The sequence below is a fragment of the Sphingobium indicum B90A genome (genome assembly GCF_000264945.2).
Classification (GTDB): Bacteria; Pseudomonadota; Alphaproteobacteria; order Sphingomonadales; family Sphingomonadaceae; genus Sphingobium; species Sphingobium indicum.
Window position 1 is genome coordinate 3038486 of the sequence record NZ_CP013070.1, and the last position, 16419, is coordinate 3054904.

Genomic DNA, 16419 nt, shown 5'->3' on the forward strand with positions numbered 1-16419 from the left:
GGGCGGCCGCCGACGTCCGCTAGCCGTGAAATAATTAGCGGGCTAATGATCCTCATGCCCCTCGGCCAGCGCCTCCAGCACATCGTCCAGCCGCGCCGCGTCGCCAAGCGCGATTACCTGGCCGTCGCTGTCATGGGTGAGCGGTTCGCCGGCCCAGTCGCACATCCGCCCGCCCGCGCCCTCGACCACCGGCACCAGCGCCGCCAGATCGTGCAGCTTCAGCCCTGCCTCGACCACGATGTCGACATGGCCGGACGCGACCAGCCCGTAATTATAGCAGTCGCCGCCCCAGACGGTGTCGCGGCACTGCCCCGCAAGGCGCGAGAAATGCTCGGCGGTGCAGCCGGGGAAAAGCTGCGGCGCGGTGGAGGCCAGGATCGCCTGGTCCAGGGCGCGGCAGGCGCGGGTCGTCACCGGCCTGCCGTTGAAGGTCGTCGGTTGCCCCATCATCCCCGCCCAGCGTTCGTCCGCTATGGGCTGGTCGATGATCCCGATGGTGGGCCAACCCGCCTGCGTCAGCGCGATCAGCGTGCCGAAGATCGGCCGCCCGGCGATGAAGCTGCGCGTGCCGTCGATGGGATCGAGGATCCATACCCGCTCCGCATCCTCGCGGGCCGCGCCATATTCCTCCCCGATGATGCCGTCCTGCGGCCGTTCCTTTTCCAGGATCGCGCGGATCGCCGCTTCCGCCGCCCGGTCCGCCTCCGTCACGGGGGACTGGTCGGATTTGAATTCCATGTCGTAGCGCGCGCGGAAAAAGGGGCGGATCGCCGCGCGGGCGGCGTCGGCAAGGCGGTTGGCAAGGGCCAGGTCGTCGCGGGTCGTCATGCCGCCGGCCTAGAGCATTTTGTGGCCGGGCGGAACGGTCGACGACCGGAAAATGCACAAACAGATGTCGCGGCGATCGCATGCAAGGGATAGGCTGGACTTCGCCGATTCCCTGAAGGAGGGACATGATGCCCGGTTCTCCCGTCATCCCAGCGCTGCGCTATGCCGACGCGCCCGCCGCCATCCGGTTTCTCTGCCAGGCCTTCGGATTCGAAGTGCAGGCCAGTTACGAGGACGCGGACGATCCGCATATCATCCACCATGCCCAACTCGTGCTGGGGGAAGGCATGGTCATGCTGGGCAGCGCCCGCGACGGCGAGGCGGAGTCGCTCTACAGCTGGACCACGCCCCGCGAACTGGGCGGCGTCACCGCCTGCATCTATGTGGTCGTGCCCGATGCCGACGCCCATTGCCTCCATGCCCGGAACGAAGGCGCCGTGGTGGTCAGCGAGCCGCATGACAATGACGGCTATCCCGGACGCGGCTATGAGGCGCTGGACCCGGAAGGCAATGTCTGGAGCTTCGGCACTTACGATCCCTGGGCTCATTTCGCCTAAAGTTCCGCCGCTTCGGGTCGTCCTACTCCTTCGGCATGTCTTGAAGGAGTTGCTGGTGGCGCTGATCGGCTGGATTGCGAGTTTCATGGCCCTGTTCGGGGGGTTGGCGCTGTGGCAGGATATGCCGTCCGACGGCTCGCCCGCATTGGCGAACATCCTGTTCATGCTGGCCCTGCTGACCTGCCCCTGGCTGTGGCGCGACAAGCCGCTGGGCATATCGCTCAGCCAGCGCATCTTCCTGGCCATGGCGCTGCTATGCAGCCTGCCGCTGCTGCTGTTTCCGCGCAACTGAGCAAAGTCGCGCCGCGCAACTTTGTCGAACGGACATGAAAAACGCTGCCGACGATCACGCCGGCAGCGTTTTTCATGTCCCTCAAGGCGATCTCAGTCGAACAGGCTGGAGACCGAGCTTTCGTCCGCGATGCGCTTGATCGCCTCGCCCAGCAGGGGTGCGATCGGCAGGTGACGGATGCTGCTCGCGCCGCACACCGCGTCGGTGCCCTGGATCGAATCGGTGATGACCAGTTCCTTGAGTTCCGACGCCTCGACCCGCGCCACCGCGCCGCCCGACAGCACGCCATGGCTGACATAGGCGACCACTTCCTCGGCCCCGGCCGCCTTGAGCGCGTCCGCGGCATTGCAGAGCGTGCCCGCCGAATCGACGATGTCGTCGATCAGCACGCAGAAGCGGCCCTTCACGTCGCCGATGATGTTCATGACTTCCGATTCGCCGGCGCGCTCCCGCCGCTTGTCGACGATGGCGAGCGGGGCGTTGTCCAGCCGCTTGGCAAGGGCGCGGGCGCGCACCACGCCGCCCACGTCGGGCGACACGACCATCAGGTTGCGGTCGCCAAAGCGCGCCTGGATGTCGGCCGACATCACCGGCGCGCCGAACAGATTGTCGGTCGGAATGTCGAAGAAGCCCTGGATCTGCCCGGCATGCAGGTCGACCGACAGCACGCGGTTGGCGCCCGCCGTGGTGATCAGGTTGGCGACCAGCTTGGCCGAGATCGGCGTGCGGGGGCCGGGCTTCCGGTCCTGCCGGGCATAGCCGAAATAGGGGACGACTGCCGTGATTCGCTTGGCCGAGGCGCGTTTCAGCGCATCGATCATGATCAGCAATTCCATCAGATTGTCGTTCGTCGGATAGCTGGTCGACTGGATCACGAACACGTCCTCGCCGCGGACATTTTCGTGAATTTCCACGAAAACCTCTTCGTCGGCGAAGCGGCGGACGCTCGCGTCGGTCAGGGGAATCTCGATATAGTCGGCGATGGCGGCCGCGAGCGGCTTGTTGGAATTGCCGGTCATGAGCTTCATGGCCAAACCCCTAAAAGTAAATGGCGTGACATATTGATGACGCTGTCGGAACGCGGCCCCTTTAGCGGCGGAGGCCCTTCCTGAAAAGGCGCTTTTGCGCGCTGCCGCAAAATGCTCTAGGGGCGCGGACCATGACCGACAAACTCGTGATAGCCCTGGCCCAGATGACGCAGTCGGTGGGTGACCTTGCCGCCAATGCCGACGCGATGCTGGAATGGCGCGCGCGGGCGATGGAGGCGGACCTCATCGTCTATCCCGAACTGCAACTGATCGGCTATCCGCCTGAGGATCTGGTGCTGAAGCCCGCCCTGGTCGACCGCGCCAACCATGAACTGGACCGGCTGGCGCAGGCGACGGCGGATGGCGGCCCGGCCATGCTGGTCGGCACCGTCGTCGCGTCGCAGGGCGTGCTCTTCAACGTCGTCGCCCTGCTGGAGGACGGCGCGGTCACCGCCATCCGGCAGAAGCGCGAACTGCCCAATTACGGGACGTTCGATGAAAAGCGCCTGTTCGCCCCCGGCCCGCTGCCCGCGCCCATCGATTTTCGGGGCGTGAAGATCGGCGTGCCGATCTGCGAGGACATCTGGTTCCCCTTCGTCACCGCCCATCTGCGGGCGGAGGGCGCGGAAATCCTGATCAGCCCCAACGGCTCCCCGTTCGAGGTGGACAAGGACGACCGCCGCATCAACGCCGTCGCCGGAACCCGCGTCCGCGAAACCGGCCTGCCGCTCGTCTATCTGAACCGCGTCGGCGGGCAGGACGAGCTGGTGTTCGACGGCGCGTCCTTCGTGATGAACGGCGACCTCAGCATCGCCCGGCAGTTTCCCGACTGGGAAGAGGCGCTGGTCCTCACGACCTGGGAGAAATGGGAAGGCCAGTGGGTCTGCCTGCCCGGCGAGCGCCATGTCCTGGATGAGCGCCCGGCCGACATCTACAACGCCATGGTCCTCGGCCTGCGCGACTATGTGAACAAGAACCGCTTTCCCGGCGTGGTGCTGGGCCTGTCGGGCGGCATCGATTCCGCCCTGTCCGCCGCCGTCGCCGTCGACGCGCTGGGCGCCGACCGGGTGTGGTGCGTGATGATGCCGTCCCGCTTCACCAGCCGGGAAAGCCTGGACGACGCGGTCGAATGCGCCCGGATGCTGGGTGTCCGTTACGACAGCATCCCCATCGAACCGGCGGTGGAAGCCTTCGACGCGATGCTGGCGGACGTCTTCACCGGCCGCCAGCGCGACCTGACCGAGGAGAATATCCAGTCCCGCATCCGGGGCGTGACGCTGATGGGCCTGTCCAACAAATTTGGCCATATGCTGCTGACCACCGGCAACAAGAGCGAGATGTCGGTCGGTTACGCCACCATCTATGGCGACATGGCGGGCGGCTATTCGGTGCTGAAGGACGCCTACAAGACCACGGTGTTCGACCTCTGCCGCTGGCGGAACGAGAATGTGCCGTCGCTGGGCGAGGCCTTCGGTCCCAGGGGGCCGGTCATGCCCGACCGCGTCATCACCAAGCCGCCCAGCGCCGAACTGCGCGACAATCAGAAGGACGAGGACAGCCTGCCCCCCTATGAGGTGCTGGACCCGATCCTCTACGGCTTGGTGGAGGAGGAATTGTCGGTGGAGCAACTGGTCGCGCGCGGCTTCGACAAGGACACCGTCGCCCGCATCGAGCGCCTGCTCTACGTCGCCGAATATAAGCGCCGCCAGTCGCCCCCCGGCGTGAAGCTGGGCATGCGCAATTTCGGCCGCGACCGGCGCTATCCGATCACCAACGCCTTCCGCACGCTCTAGCCATGAAAAAGGCCGTTCGTCCTGAGTAGCCATTGAGCGAAGTCGAAATGGCGTATCGAAGGATGCTTCGATACGGGTCTTCGACAAGCTCAGCCCCCTACTCAGCGCGAACGGGTTGCATATGATATGACCGTCATCACCCGCTTCGCCCCCTCGCCCACCGGCAACCTGCATGTCGGCAATATCCGCGCCGCGCTCCACAACTGGCTGTGGGCGCGCAAGAGCGGCGGCCGGTTCCTGCTGCGGCTGGACGACACCGACCTCGAACGCTCCCGCCCGGAATATGCGCAAGCCATCAAGGCCGACCTCCGCTGGCTGGGCCTGCACTGGGACGGGGAGGAGAAACAGTCCGACCGCTTCGCCCTGTATGAGGAAAGATTCGAGGCGCTCAAGGCCTCAGGCCATGTCTACCCCGCCTATGAAACGGCGCAGGAACTGGACCTGCGCCGCAAGATATTGCTGGGCCGGGGCCTGCCCCCGGTCTACGACCGCGCCGCCCTGTCCCTGACCCCTGACCAGATCGCCGCTTATAAGGCCGAAGGCCGCCAGCCCCATTGGCGTTTCAAGCTCGATCATGGCCAGCCCATCGGCTGGACCGACCTCATCCGCGGCGAGCAGCGCTTCGATCCGAAGCTGCTGTCCGACCCGGTGATCCGCCGCGCCGACGGAAGTTGGCTCTACATGCTCCCCTCGGTGATCGACGATATCGCCATGGGCGTGACCCATGTGCTGCGCGGCGAAGACCATGTGTCCAACACCGCCACCCAGATCCAGATGTTCGCGGCGCTGGGGGCGAGCCTGCCTGCCTTCGCCCATGAGGCGCTGCTGACGGGCAGCGAAGGCAAGCTTTCCAAGCGTCTCGGCTCGCTGGGCGTCGCCCATTTTCGCGAGATCGGGCTGGAGCCTGCCGCCATCGCCTCTTTGCTGGCGCGGCTCGGCAGTTCGATGCCGGTCGAGCCGTTCGCGGACATGCAGCCGCTGATCGACAGCTTCGACTTCGCCCATTTCGGCCGCGCCCCGGCCCGCTTCGACGAGGCGGAACTGGCGACCCTCAACCAGAAGATCGTCCACCTGCTGCCCTATGCCGCCGTCGCGGACCGCCTGCCCCAGGACATGGACGAGGTGGCGTGGGACGCCATCCGCCCCAATCTGGAAACCGTGAGTGACGCGGCCGACTGGTGGCGGATCGTCACCGGCCCGATCGATGCGCCAGTTCCAGCGGAGGAAGACCGCGACTTCCTGGCTCTTGCGCACGACATTCTGACGGAAACGGCCTTCGACGGCGCCGTCTGGCGCACCCTCACCGAAGCGTTGAAAGCGGAGACAGGCCGCAAGGGCAAGGCGCTGTTCCTGCCCCTGCGCCGCGCTCTGACAGGCATGGATCACGGCCCCGACATGGGTCAGATGCTGCCATTGATCGGCAGGGACGAAGCGCTGAGCCGGCTGAAATCCTCATAGGCGAATCCTCCCTACGCGAAGCGTGGGGACCGCCGCTGAAAGCGGTGGAGGGGAATTTTGGAGGTGTGCCCCGTTCCCCTCCGTCAGCGCTTAGCGCTGCCACCTCCCCATCTCCGATGGGGAGGAATAGGATAGGTCCACAGACCCAGCACCTCAGCCCCGCATGGCCTCCAGCGCCTCGCCCACCGCCAAAATACCCTCCGGTGCTGCGGCGAAGCCCATATGCGTGCAGTCGACCTCGATAGCCCGGTCGCGCTCCCCGGCGCGTCCCTTGGCGCAGCGGGGCAGGATCACGCCGTCCCGCCGCGACCAGAGCGCGACCGTCGGCACCGGCGGCTTTTCCTCGCGCCGGCAGGTGAAGGGCGGCCGGTCGACGGGAAATCCGGAAACGAGCTGATAGAGCCGCCAGGCATGGTTGGCGCGCGGATCGCCGGAAAAGGGCGTGCCCATCGTCACCACTCCGCCGACCTTGCGCGTGGCGAATTTGGCATATTCGCGCGCGAACAGCCCGCCCAGGCTCCATCCCACCAGGGTCACGGGCGCTCCGGTCTCCCGCCTTATGGCGTCCACCCGGCGGTCGATCTGCTCCAGGCTGTCGGGCCTGGGTCCGAAATTCCGGCCCATGCCCCAGCCATGCGCCTCATATCCCGCCGCATTGAGCACGGCGCGCAGAGGCTCCATCCGATGCTCGCTTGCCAGCAGGCCGGGAATCAGCAGTATCCGCCGCCCATCGCCGCGGATCGCCTGCGCCAGTTGAGGCGCCCGCGCCCGCGTCCGCGCCAGATCGAAGGGCAAGGACGCATTGCCCAACAGGTGCTGGAGCGACGGCCGCTCGGCTGCACGGGGGCCGCTGGCCAAACGGGCCTTCCAGAAACTGGCGATGGCGTCGGCATAGGGGGGCACGAAAATGTCTTTCCTTCTTCCCGCGGGAAAAATGACATTCTCATGACGCAGGCTCCCAAGTCCATGGAGATTTATCCGCGGGCATGAACGGTTCGCCGTTTGTGACAATGGCCGGGGGGCAGGATCAGGGCGCCAGCGGAGAGGTCTGCGCGACCGCAGCGCCATCGGCCGCCCGCAACTGGCGCGGCTCCAATATCGCAGCCGTCTCGATCAGGTCCAGCGCCCGCCGCGCCTCCATGTAGCGCCGCGCATATTGCATCCAGCGGTCGGCGGCGGCGCGCCCCGGCATCTGCTCCACCTCCGCCAGCGCCGCGCCGACCCGCGATCCGTCCAGATAGCGCAGCGCCCGGTCCAGCGCCGCCTGCGGCCGGGGAGAGGGGGTGGACGCCCGGTGGATGGTAATGATCTCCCGCGCCTCATGCTCCAGCGCTTCCCACCAGCTTGCATTGGCGGGGGGAACGGTGACCTGATCGGCGAGCGCCGTCAGCCCGGCGCGCAGGTCGGGCAGCGTCACCGGCTCCCGCGCGGCGTTGATGATCGTCGCCACCGCGCGCGGCTGCGCCTGGCCGAAACGCAGGCGCAACTGGCCCTCTATATAGCCGAGCGGCGCCCCGCTATCGAGCGCCCGCCGCGCCGCGAAGGCGACCAGCAGGCCTTCCGCCCGCGCCGCATTGCCCGACGCCGCCTGCGCCTCCACCGTGATGCGGTTCAGCCGTTCCTCCAGTTGCACGACCCGCGCGTCCAGCATCTGCCCGGCATCGGCGGAAAGCGGACGCATCGGCACGCCCGGCGCGACGGCATTCAGCAGCGGATCGCTCAGCACCGATGGCCGTTGCGGCGCATTCCACCGCTGGATGCGCGGCAAGGCGAGGACGGTCAGCACGACCCCGACCGCAAAGGCGAGCAAGACCAGCAGGGCCAGCAGCCAGGGTCCGCGCCGCGCCGGGAGGGGCGCCGTCGCGCCGCTCGCCGGGGCGTCCATATCGCTCATCAAGGGCTTTTCTTCCATATGAGGCGAATCATTCGCATAATCGGACGGCAAGGGCCAGCATCCTCTCATCATCGGGCTTGTCGGGCGCCTGGGCGCTGGCCCATCCGGCGCCGCAGGCGGCCAGAGCGGCGGGGCTGATCGCGATCAGGTGGAACGAACTCCGCCGTTCCGGGCCCACATGGCGCGCCAGCAATTCGCCGGCGCGCGGGGAGTGGACCAGAAGGACGCTGCCGGCCTCCAGCCGCTCCGCCCATCCCTCCTCGCCGGTCCGCAGCATTTCATAGACGGCGATCCGATCGATCCGCAGCGCGCCCGCGTCGATCGGCGCCACCGTCCGCCCCGCCAGGTGCAGCACATGGCCATGCCCGTCCGCCGCGATCCGCCGCGCAACGGCGGTGCCGTCGCCATCTCCGACGACGACATCCGCGAATCCGGCTTCCTCCAGCGCCTTCGCCGTCGCCCGTCCGACCGCATAGGCGGGCAGCTTTCGATAGCGGGCCAGCCCTTCGCCCGCCAGTCGGGCGGCATTGGCGCTGGTCAGCAACAGGGCGTCGAACCTTTCCGGGGCGGGCGCGTGCCACTCCAGCGCCCGAGGCGCGAACAGCGGAAAGACCCGCGCTTCCAGCCCCCGTTCCGCCGCCCGCGCCGCCGTCTTGCCCGCCCCCGGTTCGGGCCGCAGGATGACGACGGGCCTCACGCTTCGAACAGAAGCCGCAACGCCGGGCTGGCTCGGTCCAGCAGGCCACGCCCCATCGCTTCGGCGGCGGCGGCATCGCCCCGTTCGATCCGCGCCGTTTCGCCGACCGTCTCCTGCCCGTCGGGGCTGATGATCTCGGCCCGCAGGCGGACCTGCCCATCCTCCAGCCGGGCGAACGCCGCGATGGGCGAATGGCAGGTTCCGCCCAGCCCCGCCAGCACCGCCCGCTCCGCCATCACGCAATCGAAGGTGTCGGCGTCGCTGATCGCCGCCAGCAGGTCCAGCATCGCTTCATCGCCGCTCAGCGTCTCGATGCCCACGGCCCCCTGGGACGGCGCGGGAAGCATGACGTCCACGGGGATGGCGACGCCCACATCGCCCTGGCCCAGCCGGTCCAGCCCGGCCGCCGCCAGCAGGGTCGCATGCGCCTCTCCCCTGTCCAGCCTGGCGAGCCGCGTCGCGACATTGCCGCGGAACAGGACGACCTGCGCGTCGGGCCGAAGCCGCCTGACCTGCGCCGCCCGGCGCGGCGAGCTGGTGCCCACCACCGGCCTTTCGGGCAGCGCCGCGAAACCGTCCGCGCCGACCAGCCGGTCGCGCACATCGGCGCGGGGCAGCATGGCGGCGATGCGGATTTCGGCGGGGCGGATCGTCTCCACATCCTTCATCGAATGCACGGCGAAATCGATCTCGCCGCTGGCCAGCGCACGGTCCAGCTCCTTGGTCCAGAGCGCCTTGCCGCCGATGTCCGCGAGCGCCCTGTCCTGAATCCGGTCGCCGCTGGTCTGCACCACGACGATCTCGACCGCGCCTTCATCCCAGCCATGGCGCGCCCGCAGCGCAGCCACCGTCATATGCGCCTGCGCCAGCGCGAGCGGGGAGCCACGGGTACCAAGGCGGAGCGGTCGGGAAGGCTTTTGCATGATCCCGCTTGCTCTAATGGTCGCGGGCATTAGATGGAAGCGGCAATGACGATCATCCTCGGCCTGGAATCAAGCTGCGACGAAACCGCGGCGGCGCTGGTGACGGCGGACGGCAGGATCCTCGCCCACCGCCTCGCCACGCAGGAGGAGGCGCATCGCCCCTATGGCGGCGTCGTCCCGGAAATCGCCGCCCGCGCCCATGTCGAGGCGCTTGCGCCCCTGATAGAGGCGGCGCTCAAGGACGCCGACCTCACGCTCGATGATGTGGACGTGATCGCCGCCACCGCCGGTCCCGGCCTGATCGGCGGGGTTATGGTCGGCCTCGTCACCGGCAAGGCGCTTGCCCATGCCGCGAACAAGCCGTTGATCGCGGTCAACCACCTCGAAGGCCATGCCCTCTCGCCGCGCCTGGCCGATCCGACGCTGCAATTCCCCTATCTGCTGCTGCTGGTGTCGGGGGGCCATTGCCAGTTGCTGCATGTGCGGGGGCCGGGCGACTATGCGCGCCTGGCCACCACCATCGACGACGCCAGCGGCGAGGCCTTCGACAAGACGGCGAAGCTGCTCGGCCTGGGCTATCCCGGCGGACCGGCGGTCGAGAAGGCGGCGGCCAAGGGCGATCCGAAGGCCGTCCCGCTGCCGCGCCCGCTGGTCGGCACGGCGGAACCCCATTTCTCCTTCGCGGGCCTCAAAAGCGCGGTCATGCGCGCCGCCCAGTCCGGCCGATATTCGACCCAGGACATCGCCGCCAGCTTCCAGCAGGCCGTCATCGACTGCCTGATCGACCGCACCGAGCGGCAACTGGCGGGCCTTCAGGACATCACCGCCCTCGTCGTCGCAGGAGGCGTCGCCGCCAACCAGTCGATCCGCGCCGCGCTGGAGGCGCTCGCCGCGAAGCACGACCTGCCCTTCGTCGCGCCGCCGCTCTGGCTGTGCACGGACAATGCGGCGATGATCGCCTGGGCAGGGGCGGAACGCCATGCGGCCGGCCTGATCGACGATCTGACGGTCCCGGCCCGCCCGCGCTGGCCGCTCGACCCCAGCGCGGAAAAGGCGCGCGGAGCAGGAGTGAAAGCATGAAGGCCGGTATTATAGGCGCAGGCGCATGGGGCACGGCGCTGGCCCAGACGCTCGCCGCGGATGGCCAGCATGTCCGCCTCTGGGCGCTGGAGCCGGAGGTGGTGGAAGCGGTCAATAACGACCGCCAGAACCCGCTCTACTTGCCGCGAATTCCGCTCAGCCCCTCGATCGAAGCGACCGGCGACATCGCCGCCATGGCCGACCGCGACATGCTGCTGATCGTCAGCCCGGCCCAGCATCTTCGCAAGGTCGTCGCGCAGGCGCCTGCGGGCACCCCGCTCATCCTCTGTTCCAAGGGCATAGAGGCGGGCACCGGCCTGCTCATGTCCGAAGTGGCGGCGCAGGCCCAGCCCGCCTCGCCCATCGCCGTCCTTTCCGGGCCGACCTTCGCCCATGAGGTGGCGAAGGGCCTGCCCACCGCGATCACGCTCGCCTGCACCGACGCGGACCTTGCCGCGAAGATCGCCGCCCGGATCGCGCGGCCTGCCTTCCGCCCCTATCTGTCCGACGATGTCGTCGGCGCGGAGATCGGCGGCGCGGTCAAGAATGTCCTCGCCATCGCCTGCGGCGTCGCGGAGGGCGCGGGCTTGGGCCTCAATGCCCGCGCTTCGCTGATCAGCCGGGGCTTTGCCGAAATGACCCGCTTCGGGCTGGCCAGGGGCGCCCGCGCCGAAACGCTGGCGGGCCTTTCCGGGCTGGGCGACCTCGTCCTTACCTGTTCCTCGACCGACAGCCGCAACTTCTCCCTTGGCAAGGGACTGGGCGAGGGGCGGGCGGCTCGCGACCTGCTCACCAACCGCCGGACCGTGGCGGAAGGCGCCTTCACCGCGCCCGTGCTGCGCGAGGCCGCCCGCGCCGCCAGGGTGGAAATGCCCGTGGTCGAGGCGGTCTGCGCCCTTCTGGAGGACGCCGCGCCGCTGGCCCAGGTGATGGACGCGCTGCTCGCCCGTCCGCTGCGCGCCGAATAAATTTCATCGCCCCGTCCCCATTTGTTGCTACAGTCCGGCTTCACAAAATGACGCGACAGCATTGATGTCACAGGGGGATCGTAATTCTTTGGCGGCTGAAGGGGCCTCTCCCGCGCAGCAGGACGATATTGCGGCGCTCGCCAAGGGTGGACGGACCAATGTGTTCGGTTTCCTGCTCCGCCTGGCGGCGCGCCTGCCGTTCCTGTTCATCGCCGGCCGCTGGTATGGCGCCGACGCGCTGGGCCGCTTCGCCTATGCGGTGCTGGTGGTGGAGTTCGTCGCGCAGCTTGCGACGCTGGGCCTGAAGCGCGGCCTGGCGGGCGCGCTCGCCCAGACGGAGCGGCCGCACAGCCATGTCGTCACCGACGCCATGGTGGTGACGCTGATCGCCTCCCTGATCGGCAGCGCGCTCCTGGTCGCCTTCCCCCAGGCCATGTTCCCCAACAGCGGCATCAACGGCCTCGACCGCCTGCTCGCCCTGATCGTGATCGCGGTCGCGGGGTCCGACGTGGCGCTGGCCGCCTGCGCCTATCGCTTCGACATCGGCGCCACAGTGCGGGCGCGGTCCATCATCGAACCCTGGGCGATCAGCATCGGCGCCTTCGGCTTCGCTTATTATTCGACCCGCGACGGGCTGATCCTCTCCTATGTGGTCTCGATGATCGCCGCGCTGGTCGCCTCGATCATTCCGATGACCCGCCATTACGGCATTCCCTATGGCTGGCGCCCGGATTTCGGGCGGCTGTGGCGGCTGGCGCGCCGCAACCTGCCGCTGGCGGCGGCGGACGGCGTGGAATGGGGGTCGCGCCGGCTGGACATGGCGATCCTCGGCCTGTTCGTCAGCCCGGCTGTGGTCGGCATCTATTATGTGGCGCAGCAGGTCGCCTCCCTGCCCCAGAAATTGAAGACCAGCTTCGACCCGATCCTGGGCCCGGTCATCACCCGCAATCTTTCGGAGGGCAATCTCACCGCCATAGCCCGGCAGGTGAGCCAGGTCGGCTTCTGGATCATCGCGGCGCAGGCGGGCATCGCGCTCGCGCTCGGCATTCCGGGCGAGGCGGTGATGGGCCTGGTCGGCCCCCATTTCGTCGGCGGAACGGGCGCGCTCGCCTTCCTGTTGCTGGCCGAAGTCGTGGCGGCGACCGCCGTGGTCAGCGAATCGGCGCTGGTCTATATCGCCCGGCACCGCAATCTGATGATCTCGCTGCTGATGATCGGGCTTCAGGCCGCGCTCAGCTTCCTGCTGATCTTCGCGGCGCGGCGCCTGGGCCTGCGCGACATGGCGGTCGCCGCCGCGCCCGCGCTGGCGCTCAGCATCGCGCTCGGCGTCAGCGCGCTGGTCAAGGCGCGCCTGCTTTCCACCCTGCTCGGCGCCAGGGTCAACGCCTGGCGCTGGCCACTGCTCAGCGCTTCCGGCGTCGCCTGCATCGTCGGCGCGGCGTTCGTCGCGCTGCCGCCCGATTTCGAATGGGTGGAACTGGTCTTCGGCGTGTTCACCATCCTTGGCGTCTATGGCTTCGTCATCTGGCGCTGGGGGTTCGGCCCGGACGACCGCGCGCTGTTCCGGAAGCAGAAGGCGGCCTGACGCAGAGGAAAAGGCCGGACCTTCGCCCGGCCTCTCATCTTATCCCAGCGTCTTCGCCCGGATCGCCTTCAAGTCCTCCTCCGGCCGCGCGCCCCAGTGGGAGATCACTTCGGCCGCCGCCGCCGCGCCCAGTTTCAGGCACTTGTCGACCTCCAGCCCCTCCAGATGACCGGCCAGGAATCCCGCCGCGAACAGGTCGCCCGCCCCGGTCGTGTCGATCACTTCGGCCACCGGGGCAGCGTGCGCTTCGTACCGCAGGCCCTCTACCACGGCGATCGCCCCCTTCTCGCTGCGGGTGGAGACCAGCACCGGCACCTTCGGGGCGATGGCGGCCACGGCGGCGTCGAAATCATGCGCCCCGGCCAGCGACTGGATTTCGCCTTCATTGGAGAAGAGGATGTCGATCAGCCCCTGGTCGATCAGGTCGATGAAGTCGGCGCGATGGCGGTCGATCACGAAATTGTCCGACAGGGTGAAGGCGACCTTCCGCCCCGCGCCCCGCGCCGCGTCGATCGCGGCGCGCATCGCCGCGCGCGGCTGCTCCGGATCCCAGAGATAGCCTTCCAGATAGAGGATCGAGGCGGAACGGATAAGGTCCAGGTCCAGCGCGGCCTCCGGCAGGAATTGCGACGCGCCCAAAAAGGTGTTCATCGTCCGCTGCGCGTCGGGCGTCACCAGGATCAGGCAGCGCGCCGTCGGCACGTCGCCCCGCATCGCCGGCGTATCGTAGCGGATGCCGAGCGCGCGCACGTCATGGGCGAAGACGGCGCCGAGCTGGTCGTCATTGACCTGCCCGATGAAACCGCATTTCTTGCCGAGCGCGGCCAGCCCTGCCAGCGTGTTCGCCGCCGATCCGCCGCTGATCTCCTTGCCCGCGCCCATGTCGGCATAGAGGCTTTCGGCGGTTTCCGCGTCGATCAACTGCATGCCGCCCTTGGTCAGCGCATGTTCGGCCAGGAAAGCGTCGTCGCTCCGGGCGAGCACGTCGACAATGGCGTTGCCGATGGCGACAACATCAAGCGTGGGGGCAGCAGCGATCACGCAAAATCCTTCGTGAATAAGGGAGAAAATCCCGCCGTCTCTACCGATGCGGGGCGCGGCGCGCAACGGCGCTGATTGACGCTGCGCGCCAAGGCGGGAATAGCTGAGCCATGGTCTTTGCCGCCGCCCTTCGCGCCTTTCCCTCCATCTTCCATGGCGCCGCGCTGCGGCTGCTGGTCAAGACGCTGCTGCTGACCCTGCTCGCCTTCGCGCTCCTCGCCGCCGCCTTGTGGACCGGCATCCACGCCGCCCGACTGCATTTCGGCTGGGCGACGGGCGCGGGCTGGGGCGGGCTGGCGGAGGCGACCGCGACCGCCATCGCCGTGATCGCCGTCGGCTGGCTGCTGTTCCGCGCCACCGCCATGGCGATCATGAGCCTCTTTGCCGACGACATCATCGTCGCCGTCGAGCGGGACAGCTATCCCGCGGCGGCGGCCCGCGCTCGGCCGGTCGGCTGGGCGCGCAGCCTTGGTTTCGCGCTGCGCTCCGTCCTGCGGACCTTGGGCTGGAACCTGCTCGCCCTGCCGGTCTATCTGCTGCTGCTGGTGACGGGGATCGGCACGCTGGGCCTGTTCCTGATCCTGAACGCCGCCCTGCTCGGCCGCGACATGGCCGACATGGTCGAGCCGCGCCATCCCGACCTGCCGCCGATCCCGCGCGGCGGCCGGTGGCTCATGGGCCTCGCTTCGGCGCTGATCTTCCTGGTGCCGGGCCTCAACCTGCTTGCGCCGATCTGGAGCGCGGCTATGGCGGTCCACATGCTGCACGGTGCCCGAAGGAACATGCCATGACCCGTCCCCATCCGGCGCTCGTCCTGGCTTCGCTCTTGACCCTGGCCGCTTGCGGAGGCGTCGTGCCGCCGCCCGCGACCCAGATCGCCCGGCCGCCCGCCGGTCCTCCGGCCAGCGCCTTCACCCGCCCAGGCCCCCTGATCGGGTCGGACGCGAAGCAGCTCATGCGCCTGTTCGGCCAGCCCCGGCTCGACATTCGCGAAAGCGCCATGCGCAAGCTGCAATTCGCCAATGGCCGCTGCGTGCTGGACGCCTATCTCTACCTGCCGCCGCAGGGGAAGGAGCCGCTCGTCACCCATGTCGATGCGCGCACGCCCACGGGCACGGATGTCGACGCGGCGAGCTGCTCGGCGGCGTTGCAGGCGAAGTGATGATGGTGGGATGAAGCATGCCGTGCTCCTGCGAAGGCAGGAGCACGGTGTATTGGGCGGCAAGTGCTAGCCCAACCGCTCCAGCGCCCAGCGAGCCGCCTCCGCCACCACTGGATCGTCGTCCGCCGCCAGCGCCTGCAACCGGCCCACCAACCGCCTGTCGCCGCTGTTCCCCGCGGCGATGGCGGCATTGCGCACCATCCGGTTCCGCCCGATCCGCTTGATGGGGGAGCCTGCGAAAATCTCGCGAAAGCCCGCATCGTCCAGCGCCAGCAGGTCGCCCAGTTCCGGCGCCGCCAGTTCCGCCCGCCCGACAAAGGCCCTGTTCGCCGCCGCCGCATCCGCAAACTTGTTCCACGGGCACACCGCCAGGCAATCGTCGCAGCCATAGACGCGATTGCCGATCCCGGCGCGCAACTCCTCCGGAATCGGCCCCTTATGCTCTATGGTGAGGTAGGAGATGCACCGCCGCGCATCGACCATATAGGGCGCGGGAAAGGCGTCGGTCGGGCAGGCGGTCTGGCAGGCGGTGCAACTGCCGCAATGGTCATCCTCCGGCGCGTCGGGGACCAGCGCGATCTCGCTGTAGATCGCGCCCAGGAACAGCCAGCTTCCATGCGTCCGGCTGACGAGGTTGCTGTGCTTCCCCTGCCAGCCGAGGCCCGCGGCCTGCGCCAGCGGCTTTTCCATCACCGGGGCGGTATCGACGAAGACCTTGAGCGCGCCGGGATGCTGCTCCACCAGCCAGCGGGCGAGGGCCTTCAACCCCTTCTTGACCACGTCATGATAGTCGCGCCCCTGCGCATAGACCGAAATCCGGCCCCGGTCGCGCGCGTCCGCCAGCGCCAGCGGATCGCGCCCCGGCGCATAGCTCATCCCCAGCATGACGACGCTGCGCACGTCCGGCCAGAGCCCTTGCGGCGATCCGCGCTGCCCGGCGCGTTCCTCCATCCACAGCATCTCGCCATGATGGCCCGCATCCAGCCATTGCCGCAGCCTTTCGGCCGAACGCGGCGCGGCGTCGGCCGGCGCGATGGCGCAGGCGGCAAAGCCCAGCCGCCACGCTTCGGCCTTAAGCCGCTGTTCCAATGTTTCGTTTTGCGTTGGCATGCG

Annotated in this window: 17 protein-coding genes; 9 read left to right on the forward strand and 8 right to left on the reverse strand. The window is 68.4% G+C overall.

Annotated features, from left to right (window positions below):
* Positions 1-42: 42 nt before the first annotated feature.
* Complete coding sequence (gene hisN / locus SIDU_RS14770) at positions 43-828, reverse strand: histidinol-phosphatase (protein WP_007686935.1); 786 nt, start codon at positions 826-828, stop codon at positions 43-45.
* Between the two features lie 128 nt (positions 829-956).
* On the opposite strand from hisN, the gene SIDU_RS14775 reads away from it, so the two are divergent.
* Both SIDU_RS14775 and SIDU_RS14780 read left to right on the forward strand, forming a co-directional pair.
* Positions 957-1385 carry a VOC family protein gene (locus SIDU_RS14775; protein WP_037508239.1) on the forward strand — a complete coding sequence of 143 codons (429 nt, stop codon included), beginning with the start codon at positions 957-959 and terminating at the stop codon, positions 1383-1385.
* A gap of 55 nt (positions 1386-1440) precedes the next feature.
* Positions 1441-1677, forward strand: coding sequence for a hypothetical protein (locus tag SIDU_RS14780; protein WP_007686938.1), 237 nt, complete (start codon positions 1441-1443; stop codon positions 1675-1677).
* A gap of 92 nt (positions 1678-1769) precedes the next feature.
* Here the strand turns inward: SIDU_RS14780 and SIDU_RS14785 are convergent, their stop codons facing one another.
* Positions 1770-2705 (reverse strand): ribose-phosphate pyrophosphokinase, encoded by a 936-nt coding sequence (locus SIDU_RS14785; protein WP_007686941.1) that lies wholly within the window; start codon positions 2703-2705, stop codon positions 1770-1772.
* Positions 2706-2836: 131 nt separating this feature from the next.
* Between SIDU_RS14785 and SIDU_RS14790 the strand changes: the two genes are divergently transcribed.
* Both SIDU_RS14790 and gltX read left to right on the forward strand, forming a co-directional pair.
* Positions 2837-4498 carry an NAD+ synthase gene (locus tag SIDU_RS14790; protein ID WP_007686943.1) on the forward strand — a complete coding sequence of 554 codons (1662 nt, stop codon included), beginning with the start codon at positions 2837-2839 and terminating at the stop codon, positions 4496-4498.
* A gap of 126 nt (positions 4499-4624) precedes the next feature.
* On the forward strand, positions 4625-5956 hold the full coding sequence (gene gltX, locus SIDU_RS14795) for a glutamate--tRNA ligase (protein WP_007686945.1): 1332 nt from the start codon (positions 4625-4627) through the stop codon (positions 5954-5956).
* Positions 5957-6109: 153 nt separating this feature from the next.
* On the opposite strand, the gene SIDU_RS14800 is transcribed toward gltX, so the two are convergent.
* The 4 genes from SIDU_RS14800 to hemC form a co-directional block, all read right to left on the reverse strand.
* Complete coding sequence (locus SIDU_RS14800) at positions 6110-6859, reverse strand: esterase/lipase family protein (RefSeq protein WP_007686947.1); 750 nt, start codon at positions 6857-6859, stop codon at positions 6110-6112.
* Positions 6860-6983: 124 nt separating this feature from the next.
* Complete coding sequence (locus SIDU_RS14805; RefSeq protein WP_007686949.1) at positions 6984-7868, reverse strand: hypothetical protein; 885 nt, start codon at positions 7866-7868, stop codon at positions 6984-6986.
* 10 nt (positions 7869-7878) lie between these two features.
* The gene (locus tag SIDU_RS14810; RefSeq protein WP_007686951.1) at positions 7879-8547 is read right to left on the reverse strand and encodes a uroporphyrinogen-III synthase; all 669 of its coding nucleotides are present in this window, start codon (positions 8545-8547) and stop codon (positions 7879-7881) included.
* Positions 8544-9470 (reverse strand): hydroxymethylbilane synthase, encoded by a 927-nt coding sequence (gene hemC, locus SIDU_RS14815; RefSeq protein WP_021223358.1) that lies wholly within the window; start codon positions 9468-9470, stop codon positions 8544-8546. Before hemC ends, SIDU_RS14810 begins: the two co-directional genes overlap by 4 nt.
* A 45-nt stretch (positions 9471-9515) precedes the next feature.
* Here hemC and tsaD point away from each other — a divergent pair, with 45 nt between their 5' ends.
* From tsaD to SIDU_RS14830, 3 genes are all read left to right on the forward strand, one after another.
* Entirely contained in the window at positions 9516-10550 is a 1035-nt protein-coding gene (gene tsaD / locus SIDU_RS14820) for a tRNA (adenosine(37)-N6)-threonylcarbamoyltransferase complex transferase subunit TsaD (protein WP_007686956.1), read from the forward strand.
* Positions 10547-11518 (forward strand): NAD(P)H-dependent glycerol-3-phosphate dehydrogenase, encoded by a 972-nt coding sequence (locus SIDU_RS14825; protein ID WP_007686958.1) that lies wholly within the window; start codon positions 10547-10549, stop codon positions 11516-11518. Before tsaD ends, SIDU_RS14825 begins: the two co-directional genes overlap by 4 nt.
* A 64-nt stretch (positions 11519-11582) precedes the next feature.
* Positions 11583-13103, forward strand: a complete 1521-nt coding sequence (locus tag SIDU_RS14830) for a lipopolysaccharide biosynthesis protein (RefSeq protein ID WP_409349296.1) — start codon at positions 11583-11585, stop codon at positions 13101-13103.
* Positions 13104-13142: 39 nt separating this feature from the next.
* Here the strand turns inward: SIDU_RS14830 and SIDU_RS14835 are convergent, their stop codons facing one another.
* Positions 13143-14144: an adenosine kinase gene (locus SIDU_RS14835; RefSeq protein ID WP_007686961.1), complete on the reverse strand. Its 1002-nt coding sequence runs from the start codon at positions 14142-14144 to the stop codon at positions 13143-13145.
* Positions 14145-14254: 110 nt separating this feature from the next.
* On the opposite strand from SIDU_RS14835, the gene SIDU_RS14840 reads away from it, so the two are divergent.
* Positions 14255-14935, forward strand: a complete 681-nt coding sequence (locus SIDU_RS14840) for an EI24 domain-containing protein (RefSeq protein WP_007686964.1) — start codon at positions 14255-14257, stop codon at positions 14933-14935.
* A complete protein-coding gene (locus SIDU_RS14845) occupies positions 14932-15306 on the forward strand; it encodes a hypothetical protein (RefSeq protein WP_007686966.1) in 375 nt (124 codons plus the stop codon). The genes SIDU_RS14840 and SIDU_RS14845 overlap by 4 nt, the downstream gene beginning before the upstream one ends.
* A gap of 66 nt (positions 15307-15372) precedes the next feature.
* On the opposite strand, the gene queG is transcribed toward SIDU_RS14845, so the two are convergent.
* On the reverse strand, positions 15373-16395 hold the full coding sequence (gene queG / locus SIDU_RS14850) for a tRNA epoxyqueuosine(34) reductase QueG (protein WP_007686968.1): 1023 nt from the start codon (positions 16393-16395) through the stop codon (positions 15373-15375).
* Between the last annotated feature and the right edge of the window lie 24 nt (positions 16396-16419).